At 70.6% G+C, this 21618-nt stretch carries 16 protein-coding genes and 3 pseudogenes; 13 read left to right on the top strand and 6 right to left on the bottom strand.

Going from position 1 to position 21618, the window contains the following annotated elements; all coding sequences use genetic code 11:
- Positions 1–3 precede the first annotated feature (3 nt).
- The gene (locus tag BJF85_RS21440) at positions 4–1488 is read right to left on the bottom strand and encodes a CCA tRNA nucleotidyltransferase (RefSeq protein WP_075849817.1); all 1485 of its coding nucleotides are present in this window, start codon (positions 1486–1488) and stop codon (positions 4–6) included.
- A gap of 101 nt (positions 1489–1589) precedes the next feature.
- On the opposite strand from BJF85_RS21440, the gene BJF85_RS21435 reads away from it, so the two are divergent.
- From BJF85_RS21435 to BJF85_RS21395, 10 genes and pseudogenes are all read left to right on the top strand, one after another.
- On the top strand, positions 1590–2081 hold the full coding sequence (locus BJF85_RS21435) for an NUDIX hydrolase (RefSeq protein ID WP_075849816.1): 492 nt from the start codon (positions 1590–1592) through the stop codon (positions 2079–2081).
- 36 nt (positions 2082–2117) lie between these two features.
- Positions 2118–3113: a DUF6049 family protein gene (locus tag BJF85_RS26825; RefSeq protein ID WP_083666609.1), complete on the top strand. Its 996-nt coding sequence runs from the start codon at positions 2118–2120 to the stop codon at positions 3111–3113.
- Positions 3104–4309: a DUF6049 family protein gene (locus BJF85_RS26820; protein WP_083666608.1), complete on the top strand. Its 1206-nt coding sequence runs from the start codon at positions 3104–3106 to the stop codon at positions 4307–4309. The genes BJF85_RS26825 and BJF85_RS26820 overlap by 10 nt, the downstream gene beginning before the upstream one ends.
- 937 nt (positions 4310–5246) lie before the next feature.
- Positions 5247–7109, top strand: a complete 1863-nt coding sequence (gene murJ / locus BJF85_RS21425; protein WP_083666607.1) for a murein biosynthesis integral membrane protein MurJ — start codon at positions 5247–5249, stop codon at positions 7107–7109.
- 80 nt (positions 7110–7189) lie between these two features.
- The gene (locus BJF85_RS21420) at positions 7190–8734 is read left to right on the top strand and encodes a protein kinase family protein (protein WP_075849815.1); all 1545 of its coding nucleotides are present in this window, start codon (positions 7190–7192) and stop codon (positions 8732–8734) included.
- Between the two features lie 70 nt (positions 8735–8804).
- Complete coding sequence (gene sigM / locus BJF85_RS21415; RefSeq protein ID WP_075849814.1) at positions 8805–9416, top strand: RNA polymerase sigma factor SigM; 612 nt, start codon at positions 8805–8807, stop codon at positions 9414–9416.
- On the top strand, positions 9413–10201 hold the full coding sequence (locus tag BJF85_RS21410) for a hypothetical protein (protein WP_075849813.1): 789 nt from the start codon (positions 9413–9415) through the stop codon (positions 10199–10201). Before sigM ends, BJF85_RS21410 begins: the two co-directional genes overlap by 4 nt.
- A gap of 197 nt (positions 10202–10398) precedes the next feature.
- Positions 10399–11394, top strand: a complete 996-nt coding sequence (gene trxB / locus BJF85_RS21405) for a thioredoxin-disulfide reductase (protein ID WP_075849812.1) — start codon at positions 10399–10401, stop codon at positions 11392–11394.
- The gene (gene trxA, locus BJF85_RS21400) at positions 11391–11756 is read left to right on the top strand and encodes a thioredoxin (protein ID WP_369822261.1); all 366 of its coding nucleotides are present in this window, start codon (positions 11391–11393) and stop codon (positions 11754–11756) included. Before trxB ends, trxA begins: the two co-directional genes overlap by 4 nt.
- A gap of 317 nt (positions 11757–12073) precedes the next feature.
- Positions 12074–13286 (top strand): annotated as a pseudogene (locus BJF85_RS21395) (N-acetylmuramoyl-L-alanine amidase).
- Positions 13287–13471: 185 nt separating this feature from the next.
- Here BJF85_RS21395 and BJF85_RS21390 read toward each other — a convergent pair.
- Complete coding sequence (locus BJF85_RS21390) at positions 13472–14137, bottom strand: GNAT family N-acetyltransferase (RefSeq protein ID WP_075849810.1); 666 nt, start codon at positions 14135–14137, stop codon at positions 13472–13474.
- Positions 14138–14333: 196 nt separating this feature from the next.
- On the opposite strand from BJF85_RS21390, the pseudogene BJF85_RS21385 reads away from it, so the two are divergent.
- Both BJF85_RS21385 and BJF85_RS21380 read left to right on the top strand, forming a co-directional pair.
- Positions 14334–15665: pseudogene (locus BJF85_RS21385) on the top strand (PLP-dependent aminotransferase family protein).
- A gap of 60 nt (positions 15666–15725) precedes the next feature.
- A pseudogene (locus BJF85_RS21380) lies at positions 15726–16687 on the top strand (D-alanine--D-alanine ligase).
- Positions 16688–16820: 133 nt separating this feature from the next.
- Here BJF85_RS21380 and BJF85_RS21375 read toward each other — a convergent pair.
- The 4 genes from BJF85_RS21375 to BJF85_RS21360 form a co-directional block, all read right to left on the bottom strand.
- Complete coding sequence (locus BJF85_RS21375; RefSeq protein WP_075849809.1) at positions 16821–17864, bottom strand: ParB/RepB/Spo0J family partition protein; 1044 nt, start codon at positions 17862–17864, stop codon at positions 16821–16823.
- A 3-nt stretch (positions 17865–17867) separates the two neighbouring features.
- The gene (locus tag BJF85_RS21370) at positions 17868–18767 is read right to left on the bottom strand and encodes a ParA family protein (RefSeq protein ID WP_075849808.1); all 900 of its coding nucleotides are present in this window, start codon (positions 18765–18767) and stop codon (positions 17868–17870) included.
- 76 nt (positions 18768–18843) lie between these two features.
- A complete protein-coding gene (rsmG, locus tag BJF85_RS21365; protein WP_075849807.1) occupies positions 18844–19551 on the bottom strand; it encodes a 16S rRNA (guanine(527)-N(7))-methyltransferase RsmG in 708 nt (235 codons plus the stop codon).
- A 491-nt stretch (positions 19552–20042) separates the two neighbouring features.
- A complete protein-coding gene (locus BJF85_RS21360) occupies positions 20043–20876 on the bottom strand; it encodes an SDR family NAD(P)-dependent oxidoreductase (protein WP_075849806.1) in 834 nt (277 codons plus the stop codon).
- A 122-nt stretch (positions 20877–20998) separates the two neighbouring features.
- Here BJF85_RS21360 and BJF85_RS21355 point away from each other — a divergent pair, with 122 nt between their 5' ends.
- The gene (locus BJF85_RS21355) at positions 20999–21556 is read left to right on the top strand and encodes a TetR family transcriptional regulator (RefSeq protein ID WP_075849805.1); all 558 of its coding nucleotides are present in this window, start codon (positions 20999–21001) and stop codon (positions 21554–21556) included.
- Positions 21557–21618 lie beyond the last annotated feature (62 nt).

Raw genomic sequence — 21618 nt, 5'->3', positions numbered from 1 at the left:
CGCTTACTCCGGCGGGGTGATGCCTTGGGTGGCGGCCCAGCGGTGGAGTTCGGCGACGGCCTCGTCGTGGTCGAGGGGGCCGCGGTCGAGGCGCAGTTCCTTGAGGTGCTTCCACGCCTTGCCGACGATCGGGCCCGGTTCGACGCCCAGGATGCGCATGATCTCGTTGCCGTCGAGGTCGGGTCGGACGCGCTTGAGGTCCTCCTCCTCGGCGATCCGCGCGATGCGCGCCTCGAGGTCGTCGTAGGTGCGTTGCAGCGCGGCGGCCTTGCGGCGGTTGCGGGTCGTGCAGTCGGCGCGCACCAGTTTGTGCAGGCGCGTCAGCAGCGGACCCGCGTCGTTGACGTACCGCCGCACCGCCGAGTCGGTCCACTCGCCCTTGCCGTAGCCGTGGAACCGCAGGTGCAGGTACACCAGCTGCGACACGTCGGCCACGACGTCCTTCGGGTACCGCAACGCCCGCAACCGCTTGCGCGCCATCTTCGCGCCCACGACCTCGTGGTGGTGGAAGCTGACGCCCCCACCCGGTTCGAACTTGCGCGTCGCCGGTTTGCCGATGTCGTGCAGCAGCGCCGCCAACCGCAACACCAGGTCGGGCTCGGACGTCGGCTCGTGCGTGGTCTCCAGGTCGATCGCCTGGTCCAGCACCGTCAGCGAATGCTGGTAGACGTCCTTGTGCTGGTGGTGTTCGTCCATCGCCAGGCTCATGCCGGGAACCTCGGGCAGCACGATGTCGGCCAGCCCGGTGTCGACCATCAGCTCGAGGCCGCGCCGGACCGCCGCGCTGACCATCAGCTTCGACAGCTCCGCCTGCACGCGCTCGGCGGTGATGCGTTCCAGTTCGCCTGCCATGTCCCGCATCGCCGCGACGACCCGGTCGGCGGGCGTGAAGTCCAGCTGCGCGGTGAACCGGGCCGCGCGCAGCATCCGCAGCGGATCGTCGGCGAACGACTCCTCCGGCGTGGCCGGCGTGTCGAGGGTGCGCGCGGCGAGGGCGTCCATGCCGCCGTGCGGGTCGACGAACGTCTTCGTGGCCAACTCGATGGCCATCGCGTTCACCGTGAAGTCGCGGCGCACCAGGTCGCCCTCGATCGTGTCGCCGAACGAGACGTCGGGGTTGCGGCTGACGCGGTCGTAGACGTCGGCGCGGAACGTGGTGATCTCCAGCTGCACGCCGCCCTTGGCCGCGCCGACCGTGCCGAACTCGATGCCCGTGTCCCACACGGCCTCGGCCCACCCGGACACCAGCTTCTGGATCGCCTCGGGGCGCGCGTCGGTCGTGAAGTCGAGGTCCGACGACAGGCGCCCCAGCAACGCGTCCCGCACGCTTCCGCCGACGAGGTACAGCGAATGCCCCGCCTCGGCGAATCGCTTGGCGAGGTCGTCGGCCACGGGGGAGACCCGCAACAGCTCGGCCACGGCGTTGCGTTGCGCCTCGGCCCTGGCCTTCAGCTGGGCTCCGGTGGGATTCACGGCGGTCTGATTCACGCCTGGGCGACCTCCGCGACAGCGCCCCGACGGGGGAATCGATTCAACACGGACACAGCAAGCCAGCCTACCGGGGCCGCCCGGTGATCTAGCATCGCAGCATGCCTGGATCGGCCGGCCGGCCCGGTGACGCCACACCGCGACGCCGGTCGCGGCGGAGGCACCGGCGGCGGATGACGACCGTCAACGAGACGTCCGCAGGAGGTCTCGTCGTCGATCCCGCGCGCACGCACGCCGCGCTCATCGGCAGACTGAACCGGCACGGGCGTCTGCTGTGGTCCCTGCCGAAGGGCCACATCGAGGACGGTGAGACCGTCGAGGACACTGCCGTGCGCGAGGTTCGGGAGGAGACGGGCATCGTCGCCGAGGTCGTCCGCCCGCTCGGCTCCATCGACTACTGGTTCGTGGCCGAGCGCAGACGCATCCACAAGACGGTGCATCATTTCCTCCTCGAAGCGGTCGGCGGCGAGCTGTCGGACGAGGACGTCGAAGTCACCGAAGTGGCGTGGGTTCCGCTCGGGGAACTGGACTCACGGCTCGCCTACACCGATGAGCGCAAGCTCGTGCGCAAGGCACGAGAGTTGTTCGACTAGGTGCTTGTTCGACACGAGGTACGGAGGCGGCGAGCAGTGAGCAGGTTCAGCGCGTTCGCGCTGGCGTTGGCCTTCCTCCTCACGCAGGGGCTCTTCGCGCACGCGCCCGCCGGCGCGCAACCTCACCCGGCTCAGCAACCAGGGCAGTACGAACCGCAGCCCGAACAGCAGCTCAGCGAGCCCGACCTGCTGACCCTCGACGTCGAGGAGTTCGAACCGCGCTTGCTCACCGCGGGCGGCCCGGAGGGCCGGATCCGGGTGAGCGGCACCGTCACCAACACCGGCGACCGCGAGATCTCCGAGGTCGTCGCGCGGCTGCAGATCGGCCAGCCGGTGCAGTCGTCGGCGCAGTTCCACTCGGTGACGAGCGAACCGCCGCCCACCGACGCGGGCATGTCGGAGTGGATCACGCTGGCCGACTCGCTCAGGCCGGGACAGTCGACGCGCGTCGAGTTCGACGTCCCCGCCGCGCAGCTGCCGCTCGGCACGCCCGGGGTGTACCCGCTGCTGGTGAACGTCAACGGCACGCCCGCCTACGGCGGACCCGCACGGCTGGCGTCGATGAACATGATGCTGCCGGTCATCGACCCGCCGAGCGGCGTGCCGCCCGCCCGCACGTCGCTGCTGTGGCCGTTGACCGCCGAACGCCCCGCGGTGGTGTCGGACCCGCACGACGACACGATCGTGCTCGCCGACGACGGCCTCGCCAACGCCGTGGCCCCGGGCGGCCGGCTCGACGCGCTCGTCGAATCGGCGCTGGCCAAGCAGGAGGACGCGGCCCTGTTCCGGTCGATGTGCTTCGCGATCGACCCCGAACTGCTCGGCACGGTCGAGCAGATGGCGGGCGGCTACCGCGTCCGCACCGACCGCGGCGACGTGCCGGGCGGCGGCGCCGAGCACGCCCAGCGCTGGCTCGACCGGCTGCGCACGCTGGTGTCGGCGCACTGCGTCGTGCGGATGCCCTACGCCGACGCGACCTGGGCACGCTCGCCAGGGTCGACAGCGACGCGGGCCTGGTCGGGATGGCGCTGAACGGCCGGTCGATCACCGAGCGCACGGGCGTCGAACCGCGTGAGGGCGTCGTGTGGACGGGCGGTTCGCTGACCGACGAGGCGCTGCACGCCGCGACGTCGGCCGGGGCGCACACGTTCCTCACCCCGCCCGTGCGCGCCGACGCCGCGGTCGAGGACATCGGCCGGGTCTCCGACATCGACAGCGCCGCCGCGGCGCGCCGCATCACCTACGACCCGCTGGTCGCGGACGCGCTCGCCGGCACGCCGGCCACGAGCAACAACCGCACCGCCGTCGACGATCCGGACGTGGCCACCCAGAACGGCATCGCCGCCCTGGCGTTCCGCGGCGGGCTCGGCGAGCAGCCGCCGGGACCGGTCGTGGTGTCCCCGCCGCCGCAGTTGACCGGCACGTCCGTCGACCTCACCGCGTTCCTCGACTCCTACTCCGAGCTGATCCGCGCGCGGATGCTCGCGCCGACGGCCCTCGACGACGTCCTCGCCGAACCCGTCAACGGCGCCACCCCGACGCGCCCTTCGGAGGCCGAGACGACCGCGGCCGCCCTCGACGCCGGGCGGGTCGACTCGCTGTCGGCCACCGAGGCGACCACCGCCGGCCTCGCGCGCGCGATGAGCGTCGACCCGACCAGGCAGGTCACGCCAGCCCAGCTGCTGCAGCCGCTGCACAACGCCGTCATCCGCGCGACGTCGGTGACGTGGCACGACCGGCCGCGCCACGGCCTGGCCGCCGCCGCGCAGGCCGACGACCAGCTCGACGAGCTCACCAGCCACGTCACCGTGGCCACATTGGCCCAGCCGGTGCTGCGGGGTTCGGAGTCGGCACCGCTGCCGGTGAGCGTCCGCAACGACCTGCCCGTAGAGATCCGCGTGCGCCTGCAGCTGGAGAACATCGCCGGACTGCGGCCCGCGCACATCCCGATCCAGACGCTGTCGGCCAACAGCACCATCAGCCCCCAGGTGCCCGCCGAGACGCTGCGCTCGGGCCGGTTCAAGATCACCGTCAACCTGACGACCCCACAGGGCACGCCCCTGGGCGAACCGGCCGAACTCGAGCTCTCCTCGACCGAACTTTCGACCGTGACCCTCGTCATCACCATCGTCGCCGGCGTGGCGCTCGTGCTGCTGTCGGGCCGACGGATCGTCCGCCGCGTGCGGCGCAGGAGTGACGAGAACGGCTCTGCCGCCGAGGCGACCTGAGTTTTCCCGCGCCGCGCATTACCCTGAATCGACCGAGCTTGACGCCGAGTTGATGGGGCACGCGTTGGACAGACAGCCGGGCCGGCCACCCGAACACGAGGGGAGGCCGGGCGGACCGGCAAGGCCAGGGGGGCCAGCAGACCGTCAGGGGGAAGGCGCCGGGGACGACCCAGTCCCGTGGCCGGACGCCGACGACCCGGGCGGAGAACTGTCCCGGCGCGCCGCCGACCAGCGCGAACGCCCCGACGGCGAGCCGCCACGCGCGCAGCCGCCACAGACCCAGCGTCCCCAGCGGGCGCCCCGTCCCCCTCGCCGGCCGCGACCACCACACCCCACACCGGAGGTCCCTCCTGCGACGCCCGACGAGGCCCGCAGGAACGGACACCGCGCGCCCGAACCGGACCCGCGAGCTCGCGGCCGCAACCCCGGGCAGGTCCCGCCCGACGGACGTGGCCAGGACCGGCGTCCACCGCAGGCTCCGCAGTCCCAACCTCCGCAGCCTCCGCAGCCTCCGCAGCCTCCGCAGCAGTCGCCCGGCGGGCCGCCGCCGGGACACCAGCCGCCTCCGGGGCAGCCTCCTGCCGGCCAGCAACCGCCGCGCAGGCAGGGCCCGCCGCCCGAACGTCCGGCGGCCGAACGGCCCGGGCCGCCGGACGGCGGGCGCGGCGAGCGTCCGCCGCGCCGGCAACCGCCCCCGCCCGGACCGGCACAGGGCTCCCCGCAGGGACCTCCTCCTGCCGGACCGCCTCCCGGACCGCCCGGGCAGGAACCGCCGCCGCGGGCACCGCGGCAATCGTCCGGACCACAACAGCTCCCGCCGCAGCCGCCGCCACCCGCGCCGGGTGACCGCTGGCCGCCGCAGGACGAACCGCTGCCGCCGGATCCGCGCCGCAAGCCGCCCCGCCGCGGCGAGGAGCGGACCCAGCGGCGCGCGCCCGTGCGCCCCTGGAGCCGCGAGGAACGCCCGGCGCCCGAGCAGGCGCGCTCGGTGACCCCGCCGCCGCCCGCTCCGCCGCAGGAGCCGGACGCGACGGTGTACATCCCGCGTCGGTCGGCGCGCTGGCCGGGCATCGACCCGGACGTGCAGGGCCCGTACGACGAGCTCGCGACGCAGATGATGCCGCGGATCCTCGACGGTCCGCGGCACACCGAGATCGGCGAGCGCATCCCGGCCGTCGGCGTCGAGGAGCCGCAGGAGAAGCCGTCGGCCAAGAAGGTCTCGCTGGCCAAGGCCACGGGCCGGATGGCCATCGCGACCATGACGAGCCGCATCACCGGCTTCCTGTGGAAGGTGCTGCTGGCGTGGGTGGCCACGCTCGGCGTGCTCTACGACTCGTTCACCGTCGCCAACACGATGCCGCTGATCATCAACGAGCTGCTGCTCGGCGGTGTGCTCACCAGCGTCGTCGTGCCGCTTCTCGTGCGCTCGCAGGACGACCCCGACGGCGGTGAGCGCTACACCCAGCGGCTGATCACGATGGCGATCACGATCCTCGGCGTCGGCACCGTGCTCTCGACCGCCGCGGCGCCGTGGCTGACGTCGCTGCTGATGGACGACTCGGGCGACGCGAACTCCGAGCTCGCGACGTGGTTCGCCTACCTGCTGCTGCCGGGGCTGCTGTTCTACGGCCTGTTCGCGGTGCTGTCGGCCGTGCTGAACGCCAAGCAGATCTTCGGCCCCGCCCAGTGGGCGCCGGTGGTCAACAACCTGGTGATCATCGTCGCGATCATCGCGTTCGCGCTCGTGCCGGGCGATCCGACGATCGTGCCGTCGAACATGACCGACCCGCAGGTGCTCGTGCTGGGCCTGGGCGTGCTGTCGGCCATGACGGCGCAGGCGCTGTTCCTGTTGCCCGCGCTGCGCCGGTCGGGCTTCAGGTTCAAGTGGAACTTCGGCCTCGACGAGCGGCTCAAGGAGTTCGGCGGCCTGGCCGCGTGGATCCTCGGCTACGTCGTGGTCAGCCAGATCGGCATGGTCGTCAACACCCGCGTGCTCACCGCGGGCGCCGCCGGTGGTGCGTCGATCTACTCGAACGCGTGGCTGCTGTTCCAGCTGCCCTACGGCGTCATCGGCGTGTCGCTGCTGACCGCGCTCATGCCGAAGATGAGCCGCGCCGCCGCCGACGGCGACGACCGCAGGCTCATCGGCGACCTGTCCTACGGCTCGCGGCTGACGACGCTGATGCTGCTGCCGGTGTCGGCGGTCATGGCCGTGGCCGGCACGTCGATCGGTGTCGCCCTGTTCGCGCTCGGCCGCGGTTCGGTCGAGGATGCCGAACGCCTGGGGCAAGCGCTTGCGGTCAGCGCGTTCGGCCTGCTGCCGTACGCGCTGGTGATGCTGCAGATGCGCGTGTTCTACGCGATGAAGGACTCGCGCACACCCACGCTGATCATGGTCGTGATGACGGCGGTGAAGATCCCGCTGCTGTATCTGGCGCAGGCCGTGCTCACGCCCACGCAGGTCGTGCTCGGCGTGATGATGGTCAACTCGCTCGTGTTCGTCGTCGGCGCCGTCCTCGGCCAGGTGTGGCTGTGGGTCAAGCTCGGCAACCTGCGCAGCAAGCGCGTGGTGGGCGTCATCCTGTTCACGGTCGTGGCCAGCCTGCTCGGCGCGCTGGCCGCCGTCGTCGCCGGTTGGCTCGTGCCGGACTTCCTGGGCACGGTCGGCGGGGCCTGGGTGAAGCTGATCCTGCAGGGCATTGTCGGCATGGGGGTCTCGTTCGGGGTGCTGATGGCACTCAAGGTGGATGAACTGGCCCCCGTCACTCGCCGTGTCACCCGGTTGGTCCGACGCGGTTAGATGAGCCGCTCGCGGCGCGTGTTCACGTACCCTCATCTAGAGATCACCGGAGTCGGAACCGCAAGAGGGGGTCAGGCCGGATGGGCACGAGAGCGCAGCGGGGTGCGCTGGCGCCCGGCGGAGTCGTCGGCGACGGCCGATACCGGCTGCTCGCGCAGTTCGGCATCGACGAGCGGGCGGGCGCCCACCTGTGGCGCGCACGGGACGGCCAGCTGCGCCGCGACGTCGCCCTGACGATGCTCGTCGGCGACCCGGCCGACCCCGAGGCGGCCCTGCTCGGCAGGCGCACCCTCGAACGCGCCGCGCACGCGGCCACGTTCGAGCACCCCGGTGTCGCCCGCGTGCTCGACGTGCTCAGCCTCGGCAGCGGGATCTCCTCGAGCGAGGGTCTGCTCGGCATCGTCGTCGCCGAGTGGACCAAGGGCACCGACCTGATCGACCTGGTCGCCGAACGGCCCGTCGAACCCGGCGCCGCCGCCCGCATGGTGCGCGCGCTGGCCGAATCCGTCGACCAGGCGCACCAGTCGGGCCTCGTGCTCGGCATCGACCACCCGCAGCGGCTACGCCTGACGCCCGACGGCAGGCTGCGCCTCGCGTTCCCCGGCCCGCTGCCCGACGCGACACTGCGCGACGACGTCAAGGCCCTCGGCTCGGTGCTGTACCTGCTGCTCACCGGCCGGTGGGCGCTGCCGGGCGGACCGCCCGCGCTGGCGCCCGCGCCGAAGTCGCCGACCGGACGCATCGTGCCCGCCAAATCGCTGCAGCCCCGCGTGCCGCAGGAACTGTCCGCGCTGTCGGTGCGCACCATCGAGGACGGCGACCACGGCGGCATCCGCACCTCCGCCGCGATCCTGCGCGCCCTCGACCACGCCGCCGAGGCCGCCGAACGCGCCAAGCAGCCCGCCCAACCCGCCGAGTCCGACGGCACGGTCTGGACCACCAAGAAACCGACCACCGACAAGGCGCGCCGGCGCAAGCTCGCCCTCGGCGTCACCGTGCTCGTGTGCGCCGCCGTCGGCGTCCTGGCCTGGCTCGGCATGATGGCCATCAGCTTCTTCCAGGACGACGCCGACACCGGCGGACCCGACGTCAACCTCGCCGACCCGACACCCACCCAGCAGGAGGGCCAACCGGGCGGCGGCGGCAATGGCGCCGACGGCGCCGACGGGGCGGGCCAGCAGGCAGGCCCGCCGGTCGCCCCGTCGAGCATCGACGTCTACAGCCCCGAGGGCTCGCCCGACAGCCCGGGCACCGCGCCGCTGGCCATCGACGGCGATCCCACCACCATCTGGCGCACCGACACGTACCAGCAGCAGCTGCCGGCGCTGAAGACCGGCGTCGGCCTCGTCGCGACGTTCGACGAGCCGGTCGACCTGTCCGCGGTGCGCGTCATCGGTGACAGCCCGGGCACCGAGGTCGAGGTCCGCACGGCCAGCGCACCCGACGTCCCGCTCGACGCCACGCAGGTCGTGGGCGAGGCGACGATGGGCGAGGTCGTCAACGAGGTCCAGCTCGACCAGCCGCCCCAGACCCAGTACGTGATCGTGTGGATCAGCCGGCTGGGCGGCGAGGAACCGGAGTTCTACTCCGAGTTCGGCGAGCTCAGGTTCCTGTCCGCGGGCTGACGGCGACAGACACGGGGAACGCGGCGATCCGATCGGGTACGGACTGCCCGGTCTTAGTAATCTCTTCCGGGTGACAGCGCCCACCGCCGAGCCGACGGATGCGGATCTGATCAAGGCGCACGCCGCCGGCGATCCGCATGCGTTCAACGAGCTCGTCCGCCGACATCGAGACCGCATGTGGGCCGTCGCCCTGCGCACCGTCCGGGATCCGGAGGAAGCAGCCGACGCCCTGCAGGACGCGTTCATCTCCGCCTTCCGCGCCGCCTCGAACTTCCGCGCCGAGTCCCAGGTGACGACGTGGCTGCACCGCATCGTGGTGAACGCCTGCCTCGACCGGATCCGGCGCAAGCAGGCCCGCCCGACCGTCCCCCTCGACGAACAGGGCCCGCAGGAACCCGCCGTGCCCCGCGACTCGATGGGCGAACGGGAGACGCGACTGGTCATCAAGGAGGCCCTCGACCAGCTTCCCGAGGACCAGCGCGCCCCGATCGTGCTCGTCGACGTCGAGGGGTACTCGGTGTCCGAGACCGCCGAGATGCTCGGTATCGCCGAGGGCACCGTCAAGAGCCGGTGTGCTCGAGGTCGCACGAAACTCGCGAAACTTCTCGGTCATCTACGGAACCCGACCGACGAGGGCGACGTCCCAACTTACGAAAGCAAACACGGGGAGGGACGACGATGAGCGGCGAATTCAAGGGCCAGGACGAGACGGCTCTGTCTGTCGACGTGCTCTCCGACCTGCACGCCGGCGTGCTGAGCGAGAGCGAAGCAGCCGCGCTGTGGCCTCGTGTGCACGCCGACCCCGAGGCTCGGGCGATCATCGAGGCGCTGGAGGCCGCACAGGCCGACCTGGGCTCGCTCGCCGACGAGCCGGTGGAACCGATGCCCGCGCACGTCGCGGCGCGGCTCGACGCGGCGATCGCCGACGAGCAGCGCGCCCGCGAGTCGCAGGGGACCACGAACGTCGTGGGCCTCGACCGGGCACGCAGCAGGCGGAAGAAGCAGGCCGGCATCGCGGCGGGACTGCTCGCCGGCGCCGCGGCGGTCGTCGCGGCGGTGGCGATCGTGGTGCCGACGCTCGGCGTCGACGACGCGACCCCGGGAGTGGCCCAGCCCGCACCGACCGAGGAGGCCTCGGAGCCGGCAGGCGGCGCGGACGGCTCGGACGGTGCCGGGCCGTTGACGCTCAGCAACGACCAGGGCGAACTGTCGGCCGCCGTCGGCGACGTCAGCAACGTGCGCGACTTCGGCCCGCTCGGTACGAAGGAACAGCTCGACGAGTGCGTCGCGCAGGCGGGCATCGACACGGACCGTCAGCCCGTGGGGGTCCGCCCGGTCACCATCGACGGCGAGGAAGCGGTCATGGCGCTCTACACCACCGGCGAACTCGCCCAGTTCCGCATGGTCGCCGTCAGCCCCGACTGCGGCCCGCAGCCGGTCCTCGACGAACTCGTCGGCCGAGGCTGACCCGCCTGCCGCGGGGCCGCCGACCAGCGCACTGACCAGCACCGAAAGGCCGCCGACTCCCACCGGAGCCGGCGGCCTTTCGCCGTGCGACACGCGGGTGCAGGGGGTCACAGGCGGGCGCCGACACGTTTCGGGAACACCCACACCTACGATGCTGTTGGACCTGGTGTCAGGCGTTATCGAAGCGGAGGAAAGCAGTGGCTGCAGAGGACGTTCGGAACCTGATCATCGTCGGGTCGGGTCCCGCGGGATACACGGCCGCCGTGTACGCGGCCCGTGCGCAACTCGAGCCGCTGGTGTTCGAGGGCTCCCAGTTCGGTGGCGCATTGATGACCACCACCGAGGTGGAGAACTACCCGGGCTTCCGGTCCGGCATCCAGGGCCCCGAGCTCATGGAGGAGATGCGCGAGCAGGCCAAGACGTTCGGCGCCGACCTGCGCACCGAGGACGTCGAGAAGCTCGAGCTCACCGGTGACATCAAGTACGTCACCGCCAACGGCACGCGCTACGCCGCCCGCGCCGTCATCCTGGCCACCGGCGCCGCGCCCCGCTACCTGGGCGTGCCCGGCGAGCAGAAGCTGCTCGGCCACGGCGTGTCGTCCTGCGCCACGTGCGACGGGTTCTTCTTCCGTGAGCACGACATCGCCGTCGTCGGCGGCGGCGACTCCGCGATGGAGGAGGCGACCTTCCTGACGAAGTTCGCCAAGACCGTCACGATCGTCCACCGCCGCGAGGACTTCCGCGCCTCCAAGATCATGCTCGAGCGCGCCCAGCAGAACGAGAAGATCCGCTGGCAGCTCAACTCGCAGGTCACCGAGGTGCTCGGCGACGAGACCGTGAGCGGTCTGAAGGTCGCCGACACCGTCACCGGCGAGGAGTCGACGCTGGATGTGACCGGATTCTTCGTCGCCATCGGCCACGACCCGCGGAACGAGCTGTTCCACGGCCAGGTCGACGTCGACGAATCGGGCTACGTGCTCACCCAGGGCCGCAGCTCCTACACGAACGTCGACGGCGTGTTCGCCGCGGGCGACCTCGTGGACCACACCTATCAGCAGGCGATCACGGCGGCCGGCAGCGGCTGCACCGCGGCCATCGACGCCGAACGCTGGCTCGCCGAACACGCACAGGTCGACGAGGCCGCCCAGACGCCCGAGCTCGTCGGCGGCGGCTACGCCACCGCGGCCAACTGACGTTCCCGACCCAGGACTCACGAGAAGAAAGAGGAACCATGACCGACACCGTCAAGGTCACCGACTCCAGCTTCGGCGACGACGTCCTCGCCAACGACAAGCCCGTGCTCGTCGACTTCTGGGCCACCTGGTGCGGCCCCTGCAAGATGATCGCCCCGGTGCTCGAGGAGATCGCCAGCGAGCACAAGGACAAGATCCAGATCGCCAAGCTGGACATCGACGAGAACCCGGGCACCGCCCGCGACTACAAGGTCATGTCGATCCCGACGCTGATCCTGTTCCAGAACGGCCAGCCGGTGAAGCAGATCACCGGCGCCAAGCCCAAGGCGGCCCTGCTGGACGACCTCGCGGACGTGCTCTGAGCCGTCCGGCGAACCACGTGGCGACGAGCCCGGGGCGCGGACTCCGCGCCCCGGGCTCGTCGTATGTCATGCTCGGCTCGGCGCGGGCGATTACTCAGCCGAACCGAGTCGATCTTCCGCGTCATGACGGGTGGACCTGCTCGTCTCCCCTGTGAACGCGGCGTGAGACGGGCCTTCGCGCTCGCGTCGGTGGGCACAAGGCACAATAGACGGGCGCAGGGCCCCCGGCGCCCTGCAATTGGTTTACACAGCACAAGCACCGGATCGGGTGATGGCAGGCCCGTTCGATCCGATGCCCAACGCAGAGCGAGGAGTGCATGCGGGTACTCCGCCGCGGCGACACCGGAGCGGACGTCGCCGAGATCAGGTCCATGCTCACGAGTCTGGACCTGCTCCCAAGCGCAAGCGGCGCGATCGCGACCAACGGCTCCCACGGCCCGGGCGGTTCGCACGCGCGAACGGTTCCCACGGCCACCCCGACGGTGCCGACGCGGTGTTCGACCACCACGTCGAGCACGCGGTGCGCGCGTTCCAGCAGCGCCGTGGGCTGATCACGGACGGCGTGGTCGGCGCGGCGACGTATCGCGCGCTCCGCGGATCCTGCTACCACCTAGGCAGCCGACCGCTGGCCTATCTGATCTCCGCACCCGTCCACGGTGACGACGTCTTCTCGCTGCAGGAGCGCCTCACCGAGCTCGGCTACAACGCCGGCCGCCCCGACGGGCACTTCGGAGCCCAGACCGAACGTGGCCTGAAGAACTTCCAACGCGACTACGGGCTCACCGTCGACGGCATCTGCGGTGCCTCGACCGTGCGGGCGCTGCGCCAGCTCTCCCCGCGTGCCCGCGGTGGCCGCCCGGTGTTCCTGCGCGAGCAGGAGCAGGTGCGGCAGGCGGGACCGCGGCTGCGTGGCAAGCGCATCGTCATCGACCCCGGGCACGGCGGCGACGATGCCGGCGTGCACGTCGGGGGCGTCGTCGAACGCGACATCGCCTGGGACCTCGCACGTCGGCTCGAGGGCCGCATGAAGGCCACCGGCATGGAGGCGCTCATCTCGCGGGCCCCGCGCAGGGCCCGTCCGAGGTCGACCGCGCCCAGTTCGCCAACGACGCGGGCGCCGACCTGTTCCTGTCGCTGCACTGCGACGGCAACGCCTCGCCGCACGCCCAGGGCGTCGCGAGCTTCCACTTCGGCACCGGCAACGGCACCACGTCCACCGTCGGGGAGCTGCTCGCCGGGTACATCCAGCGCGAGCTGGCCGCCCGCACCGGGCTGCTCGACTGCCGCACCCACCCCAAGACGTGGGACATCTTCACCCGCACCCGTTGCCCCGCGGTGCGCGTCGAGATCGGCTACCTGACCAACGAGCAGGACCGGCTGCGGCTGTCCGACCCGGCGTTCCGCGACGTCGTCGCCGAGGGCATCCTCATCGCCGTGAAACGGCTGTACCTGCTCGGCGAGGGCGACCAGCCGACCGGCACGTTCACGTTCGCCGACGTGCTCGCCCACGAACTCGCCAAGGCCGAGTAGGCAGTCGAGTAGTCACCGCCGACGAACCGCCGGCCTCGACACGCGGCCCTGTCACGCGCAGTGTCACCCCTTCGACGGAACGCGACTGTCGAAGGGGACAACTGTGCACAAGCAGCACCAAAACTGTGGACAACCCTATGAGTTGTGCACACTTCTGTGGATAACTCTGTCTAGAACATCCCGGATCAGACGCGGGTGCTGGACGACGTCGCGGTGGTCATCGTGACCTCGCCGAGCAGCTTCTCCAGCGCCGCCTCGACGTCTTCCTTCCACGTGATCGACGAACGCAGCTCCAGACGCAGCCGCGGCCACCGCGGATGCGGGCGGACCGTCTTGAACCCCACACCCTGTAGGAACGGCGCGGGCACGACGCACGCATGCTCCTCGCCCCGACCGGTGCCGTCGGTGTCGTTGTCGGCGGTGCCGGGCTCGGCGTCGCCGAACGCCTCGATCGCCTTCACCCCGCGCCGCGTGAGGTCCTTCGCCACCGCCTGCACGAGCATCCGCCCGAGCCCGCCGCCGCGGAACTCCGGCACGACGTGGAACGCCGTCAGCAACACGGCATCCGGACTGGCCGGCGACGTCGGGAACGCGTCCGCGCGGGGGACGGCGCTGGGCGGGGCGTACAACGCGAACCCCACCGGCACCTTGCCGCTGTAGACGATGCGCCCGCACGAACCCCATTCGAGCAGCACACCCGAGACCCAGGCCTCCTTCTCGACCTCGGTCTCGCCGTACTCCTCGGCCTGCTCCCGCAGATGCGGCGCCAGCTCCCAGAACACGCAACGCCGGCAGTGCAGCGGCAACTCCTCCAGGTTGTCCAGCGTGACGCCCACGATCTGACGTGACACCGAACCTCCCAGGCTGAGTGCGGCGCGCCGGCGAGCATCCTCGAACCGGCAACCGGTAACACCGGCAAGCATATGCCGATGTGAGAAGCGCGCCAACGGCGGGAGGGGCACCGGGGTGCCCGTTACACTCGGATAACTGCCTGCCGGTAGTTGTCCAGCCGCCGAACGCTTTCCTCGAAGCAGACGGAAGTATCTCATGAGCGAAGACCAGCTCCCAGAGCACAGACCCGGCACCGAACCGGGGAGCCGCACGAACCTCGACCCGCACGTCGACCGGTACGCGGCCCGGACCGCCGGGATGACGGCCTCGGAGATCCGTGCGCTCTTCGCCGTGGCCAGCAGGCCCGAGGTGGTCTCGCTCGCCGGCGGAATGCCCAACCTCACGGCGCTGCCGCTCGACTCCCTGTCGCAGCAGATGGGCGAACTGGTCGCCGAGGAGGGGCTCACGGCGCTGCAGTACGGCTCCGCGCACGGCGTGCCGAGCTGCGCGAGCAGATCTGCGACGTCATGGCGATGGAGGGCATCACCGGCCACCCCGACGACGTCGTCGTCACCGTCGCTCGCAGATGGCGCTGGACATGGTCACGCGGCTGTTCTGCGACCCGGGCGACGTCGTGCTCGCCGAGGGACCGTCGTACGTCGGCGCGCTCGGCTCGTTCGCCGCCTACCAGGCCGAGGTCGTGCACGTCGCCATGGACGACGACGGCCTCGTGCCCGACAACCTGCGCGCCGCCCTCGCCGAGTGCGAGAAGGCCGGCAAGCGGGTCAAGTTCCTCTACACGATCCCGAACTTCCACAACCCGGCCGGCGTGACGCTCGCCGTCGACCGCCGCGCGGAGATCCTCGAGATCTGCCGGCAGTACGACGTGCTCGTCCTCGAGGACAACCCGTACGGCCTGCTCGCCTTCGACGGCCAGACCTACCCGGCGCTGCGGTCGATGGACCCCGACAACGTCGTGTACCTCGGCTCGTTCTCCAAGACGTTCGCCTCCGGTCTGCGTGTCGGCTGGGTGCTCGCCCCGCACGCCGTGCGCGAGAAGCTCGTCCTGGCCTCCGAATCGGCCACGCTGTGCCCGCCGACGCTCAACCAGCTCGTCGTGTCGAAGTACCTCGCCACGCACGACTGGAAGGGGCAGATCAAGACCTTCCGCGAGAACTACCGCGAACGCCGCGACGCCATGATCGGCGCGCTCGAGCAGTACATGCCCGCCGGCTGCAGCTGGACCCACCCCGACGGCGGGTTCTACGTGTGGCTCACCGTGCCCGAGGGCGTCGACGCGAAGGCGATGCTGGCCCGCGCCGTCACCGCCCGCGTCGCCTACGCCTCCGGCACCGGGTTCTACGCCGACGGCCTGGGCAGCAGGCAGATGCGCCTGTCGTACTGCTACCCGACACCCGAACGGATCCGCGAGGGTGTGCGCCGACTCGCCGGCGTACTCGAGTCCGAAATGGACTTGATGCGGACGTTCGGTAGCGTGACCACGCGCGCGTGTCCGGCCCGCAGACGCCGGGCCCCGACACGGCCTGATCCGACGTCGCCCGCGGGCCGACGTCTCCAGTTTTCTCTCGCAGTCCCAAGGAGTTTCGGGTGGCCGAAGGTAAGGCCGAACGCACTGTCGCCGTCCTCGCGGGCGGACTGTCCCACGAACGGGACGTCTCGTTGCGCTCCGGCAGGCGCCTGTCGGTCGCACTGCGCGACGCGGGTCTGACGGTGCAGGAGTGGGACACCGACGCCGGCCTCATCGCCCGGTTGCGCGACGAACGCCCCGACGCGGCCGTCGTCGCGCTGCACGGCGGGGAGGGCGAGAACGGCTCGGTGCAGACCGTGCTCGAGATGTTCTCCATCCCGTTCGTCGGCACGCACTCGCAGGGCTGCCGACGCGCATGGGACAAGCCGATCGCCAAGGCGCTCGTCGCCGGCGCGAGTTCGGCACGCCGGACTGGATCGTGTTGCCGCACAGCACGTTCCGCGAGCTGGGCGCGCAGACGGTGCTCGACGCGATGGTCGAACGCCTCGGGCTGCCGCTGATCCTCAAGCCCGACCAGGGCGGCTCGGCGCTCGGCGCGCAGGTCGTCCGCGACGCCGCCGATCTGCCCGCCGCGATGGTCGGCTGCTTCGCCTACGGCGACACCGTCCTCGCGGAGCAGTACATCGAGGGCACCGAGGTGGCCGTCACGGTCGTCGAGGGTGCCGACGGGCCCCGCGCCCTGCCTGCGGTGGAGATCGTGCCGGAGAGCGGGATCTACGACTACACGGCGCGCTACACCGCCGGGCTGACCGACTTCTTCACGCCCGCCCGGCTCGAGGCCGACGCCGAGAAGGCGGTGGGGGAGCTGGCCGTCGGCGCACACCGACTGCTCGGCCTGCGCGACATCTCCCGCACCGACGCGATCGTCGCCGCCGACGGGAGCGTCCACTTCCTCGAGGTGAACTGCTCGCCCGGACTCACCGAGACCTCGACGGTGCCGATGGCGCTCGAGGCCGCCGGCACCTCGCTCGGCGCGGTGTTCGGCGAGCTCGTCGAACGCGCCACCGCCCGGGCCGACTGACCCCGGACACGAGAAAAGGCCGCCCGAGCGAGGTTCGCTCGGGCGGCCTTTTCTCTGCCTACACTCCGCGACGCTGGATCACCACGGGTAATCGTCACCGTGACGGAATGACCCGGTGTGACGGGACGTTCCGTTACGTGTCCGGTTTGCCCTTTTTCGGATCCATCAGGCCGACGATGCGCTCGAGGTCGTCCACCGACCCGAACTCCACGACGATCCGGCCCTTCCGGCGGCCGAGGTCGACCTTCACCTTGGTGTCGAAGCTGTCCGACAACCGCGTCGCCAACTCCTGGAGGCCGGGGGCCTCCATCGGCTTACGGGCCTGCTTGCGCTCCTTCTTCTTCGGACCGTTCTTGTGGAGGGTCACCGCCTCCTCGGTCGCGCGGACCGACAACCCCTCGGACACGATCCGACCGGCCAGCTCCTCCTGCGCGTCGGCGTCCTCGAGCGACAACAACGCCCGCGCGTGACCCGCCGACAGCACGCCCGCCGCGACGCGCCGCTGCACGGGCAGGGGGAGACGGAGCAGGCGGATCGTGTTGGTGATGACCGGACGGCTGCGCCCGATCCGCGAGGCGAGCTCGTCGTGCGTCACGTCGAACTCCTCGAGCAGCTGCTGATACGCCGCTGCCTCCTCGAGCGGGTTCAGCTGCACGCGGTGAATGTTCTCCAGGAGCGCATCCCGCAGCATCGCGTCGTCGGTCGTCTGCCGCACGATCGCCGGGATGTGCTCGAGACCGGCCCGCTGCGAGGCGCGCAGCCGGCGCTCGCCCATGACGAGTTCGAGCTTGTCGTCGGCGAGCACGCGCACGACGATCGGCTGCATGAGGCCGAACTCGCGGATCGAGTGCTCCAGCTCGGCCAGGGCTTCCTCGTCGAAGACCTGGCGTGGCTGCTTGGGGTTCCGCTCGATCGACTCGATCGGAACCTCGCGATAGACCGCGCCGGCGACCTGACCGCTGACCGTGGGGGTGCCGTCGATGGCGCCGTTGGCGGCGAACCATCCACTGTCGTCGGCACCCTTCGACGTGACCGCTGTGACATCGGGGATCGGCACGGAGGGCGCCTCGGCGACGGTCGCGTTGCTCGCGTTGCCGTTGCTGCCCTCCTCCTCGACCGGTCCCGTCGGGATCAGCGCTGCCAGGCCGCGGCCGAGGCCGCCTCTGCGTTCGGTCATGTCCTACTTCCCCTCCACGCCACGTTCGGCGAGTTCGCGAGCGGCGTCCAGGTAGCTCATGGCGCCACGTGAACCGGGATCGAAGGCCAGGACCGTCTGGCCGTATCCCGGGGCCTCCGAGACCTTCACACTGCGCGGGATGATCGTCTTCAGGACGACCTCCCCGAAGTGATTCTGCACCTCCTGCGTGACCTGATCGGCCAGCTTGGTCCGGCCGTCGTACATCGTCAGCAGAATGGTCGACACCGACAGCGTGCGGTTCAGGTGCTTCTGCACGAGCTCGATGTTGCTCAGCAGCTGGCCGAGCCCTTCGAGCGCGTAGTACTCGCACTGGATCGGGATCAGCACCTCGTGCGCGGCCACGAGCGCGTTCACCGTGAGCAGGCCGAGCGAGGGCGGGCAGTCGATGAAGACGTAGTCGACGTCGAGCTGCTCGAGCACCTCCTCCGACAGCGCCTCCTTGAGCCGCGACTCCCGGGACTGCATCGAGACGAGTTCGATCTCGGCACCGGCGAGGTCGATCGTTGCGGGCACGCACAGCAGGTTCTCGCTCTGCGAGCTCACCTGCGCCGCATCGACGACCGAGACCTCGCCGATGAGCATCTCGTACACCGACGGCGTGCCGGAGCGGTGGTCCACGTCGACCGCGGTGCTCGCGTTCCCCTGCGGGTCGAGGTCGATCACGAGGGTCTTCACGCCGTGCAGCGCGAGGCCGGCCGCGAGGTTCACCGTGCTCGTCGTCTTGCCGACGCCGCCCTTCTGGTTGGCGACGGTGAGGATGCGGCGCTTACTGGGGCGGGGCATGAAGTTGTCGTCGGGGTGCAGCACGCGTGCGGCACGCAGCGCTTCCTCACCGATCGGGGTGGAGCCGCCGGTCTGGGTCTGGTCAGCTGGTGTCGTCACCGAGCCTCTCCCTTCTCAGAAGCGCGCCCGTGCCCGCTCTGTTTCACGTGGAACATGCCTTGCTCAGTCCTGCTCGTCATGCGCTCCGTTGACCCTTCTTCGTCGACCGCTTCCGCTGCGAACCCGATTTCTGTCGCGCCACCCGCTCGACCACGACGACCGTCGTGGGGATGTCGAGGATGTCCGCGCCGCACTGCGCGATGCGTGGCTCGCCGCCTCCGACTTTCGCGACCGCCGCGCGGTCGCGTTCGATCTCCTCGGCCGCGCTGGCTCCCTTGAGTGCCACCAAGGTCCCGGACTCGTGCACCAACGGCAGGCACCAGCCGGCGAGGCGGGCCAGGGGAGCGACGGCACGTGCCGTCACCACGTCCGCGGGTTCGAGTTGCTTGCGTACGGACTTCTCCTCCGCACGCCCCCGGACAACGGTGACACCGTCGAGATCGAGCTCCTCCACGACTTCCTCGAGCCACTCCACGCGACGTGCCATGGGTTCGAGGAGAACGATATCGAGGTCGGGGCGACTGATCGCCAACGGTACTCCAGGAAGGCCCGCTCCGGACCCCACATCGACGACCGATGTTTCACGTGGAACCTCTTCACCCAGAACTGCCGAGTTGAGGACGTGCCGGTCCCACAGGCGGTCCAGTTCCCGGGGTCCGATCAGCCCGCGCCGGACACCGTCCTCCCGCAGCATCGCCACGAACCGCTCCGCGCGGTCGACGTGATCTCCGAACACGGCGATCGCCGCCGCCGGGGTGGTGGACTCGAGTCCGTCCAGACCCACTACTCATCTCCTCACCGGTGTCACGGGCTCGCAGTTTCACGTGAAACGGCCCGCTTCGATTGTCCACGAACTCGGCGCCGCACCGCGTAGACAGACCGAAGATGTGGACAAGTCCACGCACCGTTTCACGTGAAACGCGCACGCGCCGAGAGCGAGCGACGCGCGGCCGGCCGGCCGCGCGGGGAGGGAAGCGGGAGGGTCGCCGGATCCCCGTTTCACGGGGAACGACACCCGCGGTTGGGCTGTCATCGGCGGCCCCGTGTTTCACGTGGAACCTCGCGCCCGACCCGCCGCCGCCCCTCGGCTCCCGTGAGAGCGACTCGCTCGCTTCCCGTCGCATGTTCCACGTGAAACGGCCCGCAGACGCCTGTCGATCAGCCGGCACGTTCCACGTGAAACCACGGCGAGCCACGGGCGCAGAAGAAGCGGCCCACTGCATCCGGTGGGCCGCTTCGGGAGTTCGGTGTCGGGCCGGGCGTCCGGCCGACCTGTCAGAGGCCGAGCAGTTCCTCCGAACGATCCCAGAACCGCCGGGCCAGGTCGGCGTCGAGCGCTTGGGCGTTGCCCGGCTTGGTCGGCGTGCGCTTGTAGAAGTACCGCCCCGGCTCCCAGTCGCGACCCGGCGTCGCTGACGAGAGCCACACGAGCGTGTCGGCACCGCGGTCCGGGCTGATGAGCATCAGACGCCGCGAGATCGGGTTGGTGGTGATGAAGCGCATGAGCCTGCTCTCGGACTGTGCGCCGAAACTGGTGGCGACGTTGCCGGGGTAGCAGGCCGCCGCCGAGATCCCCTTGCCGCCGAACCGCCGCTGCAGTTCCGTGGTGAACAAGACGTTCTCGAGCTTCGCGGCCGTGTAGGCGCGGACCGGACTGAAGTTCTTGTCGTGATTGAGGTCGTCGAGATCGATCGTCCGCGCGGGACGCAGGGTGCTCGAGGTTTGGATGACGCTCGCGTGGGAGTCGACGAGCGTGTCCATCAGTAGCCGGGTCAACAGGAAGGGCGCCAGATGGTTGATCTGGAACGTGCGCTCGAACCCGTCGACGGTCTTCGTCGGGTCACCGAAGACCCCACCCGCATTGTTGGCGAGCACGTCGATGCGGGGACAAGCCGCCTTCAACGCCTCGGCGAGCGAGCGGACCTGATCGAGCTCGGTGAAGTCCGCGACGAAGTGCTCGGCGCCGATCTCCTGCGCCACGGCGGAGGTCCTCTCGGGTGAGCGGCCGACAACGACGACCCGCTGACCGTCGTGGCTGAGCCGTCGGGCGGCCGCGGCTCCGATCCCGTCGCTCGCGCCGGTGATCACGATGGTCTTCTGCTCGCCCATGCCAACTCCAACGATACGTCGTCTCTGTTATGAGACACAGTATCATCTTCGGCATGTTGTAACGTCGAGTCATGGTGCGGCACGGCGGGCAAGGTGGGGCGCGGGAGCGTGCGAGACGGGCCATGCGTGCCCAGATCTCCCAGATCGCCCTCGACCTGTGTGTGGAATCCGGGTACGACGCCGCCACCGTCGAGCAGATCTGCGCGGCAGCAGAGATCTCGCGCGCGACCTTCTTCCGCTACTTCGCCTCGAAGGACGACGCACTGCTCGGCGACGTCGATGCCATCGGGACGGAACTGCTCGAGGCGCTCCGGGAACGTCCCGACGACGAACCGGTGTGGCGGTCACTCGGGTACGCGCTCGGAGCACTCAGCCGCACGTACGGCGCGGACCCAGCGCGGACCCGCCGGCTGATGGCCCTCATGGACAGCGCTCCGTCGCTGGCCGCCACCCACCTCGCCAAACACGCACACTGGTCCCCGCTCCTGCGTCCCGAGGTCTCCCGCAGGCTCGGGATCGACCCGGACGATCGAACGGATCCACGTCCGCACGCGTTGATCTCCTCGGCGCTGTCCTGCGCGGACGCCGCCCTCGCCGCGTGGAGTGCCGCCGACATCGACGACACCGCCACCACGATCGACGAACTGCTCGCTCGCGCCATGACGGCCGTCGTGCCGTAGTTCGGCCCCGCATGTTCCACGTGAAACCACGGCGCGGGCGCGCACAAAAGAAGCGGCCCACC

The organism is Saccharomonospora sp. CUA-673 (assembly GCF_001942305.1).
In the GTDB taxonomy this organism is placed as follows: domain Bacteria; phylum Actinomycetota; class Actinomycetes; order Mycobacteriales; family Pseudonocardiaceae; genus Prauserella.
This window is presented reverse-complemented; position numbering and strand designations above follow the sequence as displayed.

What these genes read in the sequence shown, in the direction of transcription:
- BJF85_RS21435 (WP_075849816.1), top strand. Translation starts at nt 1,590, where the DNA reads ATGCCTGGATCGGCCGGCCGGCCCGGTGACGCCACACCGCGACGCCGG.
- BJF85_RS26820 (WP_083666608.1), top strand. Translation starts at nt 3,104, where the DNA reads ATGGCGCTGAACGGCCGGTCGATCACCGAGCGCACGGGCGTCGAACCG.
- BJF85_RS21420 (WP_075849815.1), top strand. Translation starts at nt 7,190, where the DNA reads ATGGGCACGAGAGCGCAGCGGGGTGCGCTGGCGCCCGGCGGAGTCGTC.
- BJF85_RS21410 (WP_075849813.1), top strand. Translation starts at nt 9,413, where the DNA reads ATGAGCGGCGAATTCAAGGGCCAGGACGAGACGGCTCTGTCTGTCGAC.
- BJF85_RS21375 (WP_075849809.1), bottom strand. Translation starts at nt 17,864, where the DNA reads ATGACCGAACGCAGAGGCGGCCTCGGCCGCGGCCTGGCAGCGCTGATC.
- BJF85_RS21360 (WP_075849806.1), bottom strand. Translation starts at nt 20,876, where the DNA reads ATGGGCGAGCAGAAGACCATCGTGATCACCGGCGCGAGCGACGGGATC.
- BJF85_RS21355 (WP_075849805.1), top strand. Translation starts at nt 20,999, where the DNA reads ATGCGTGCCCAGATCTCCCAGATCGCCCTCGACCTGTGTGTGGAATCC.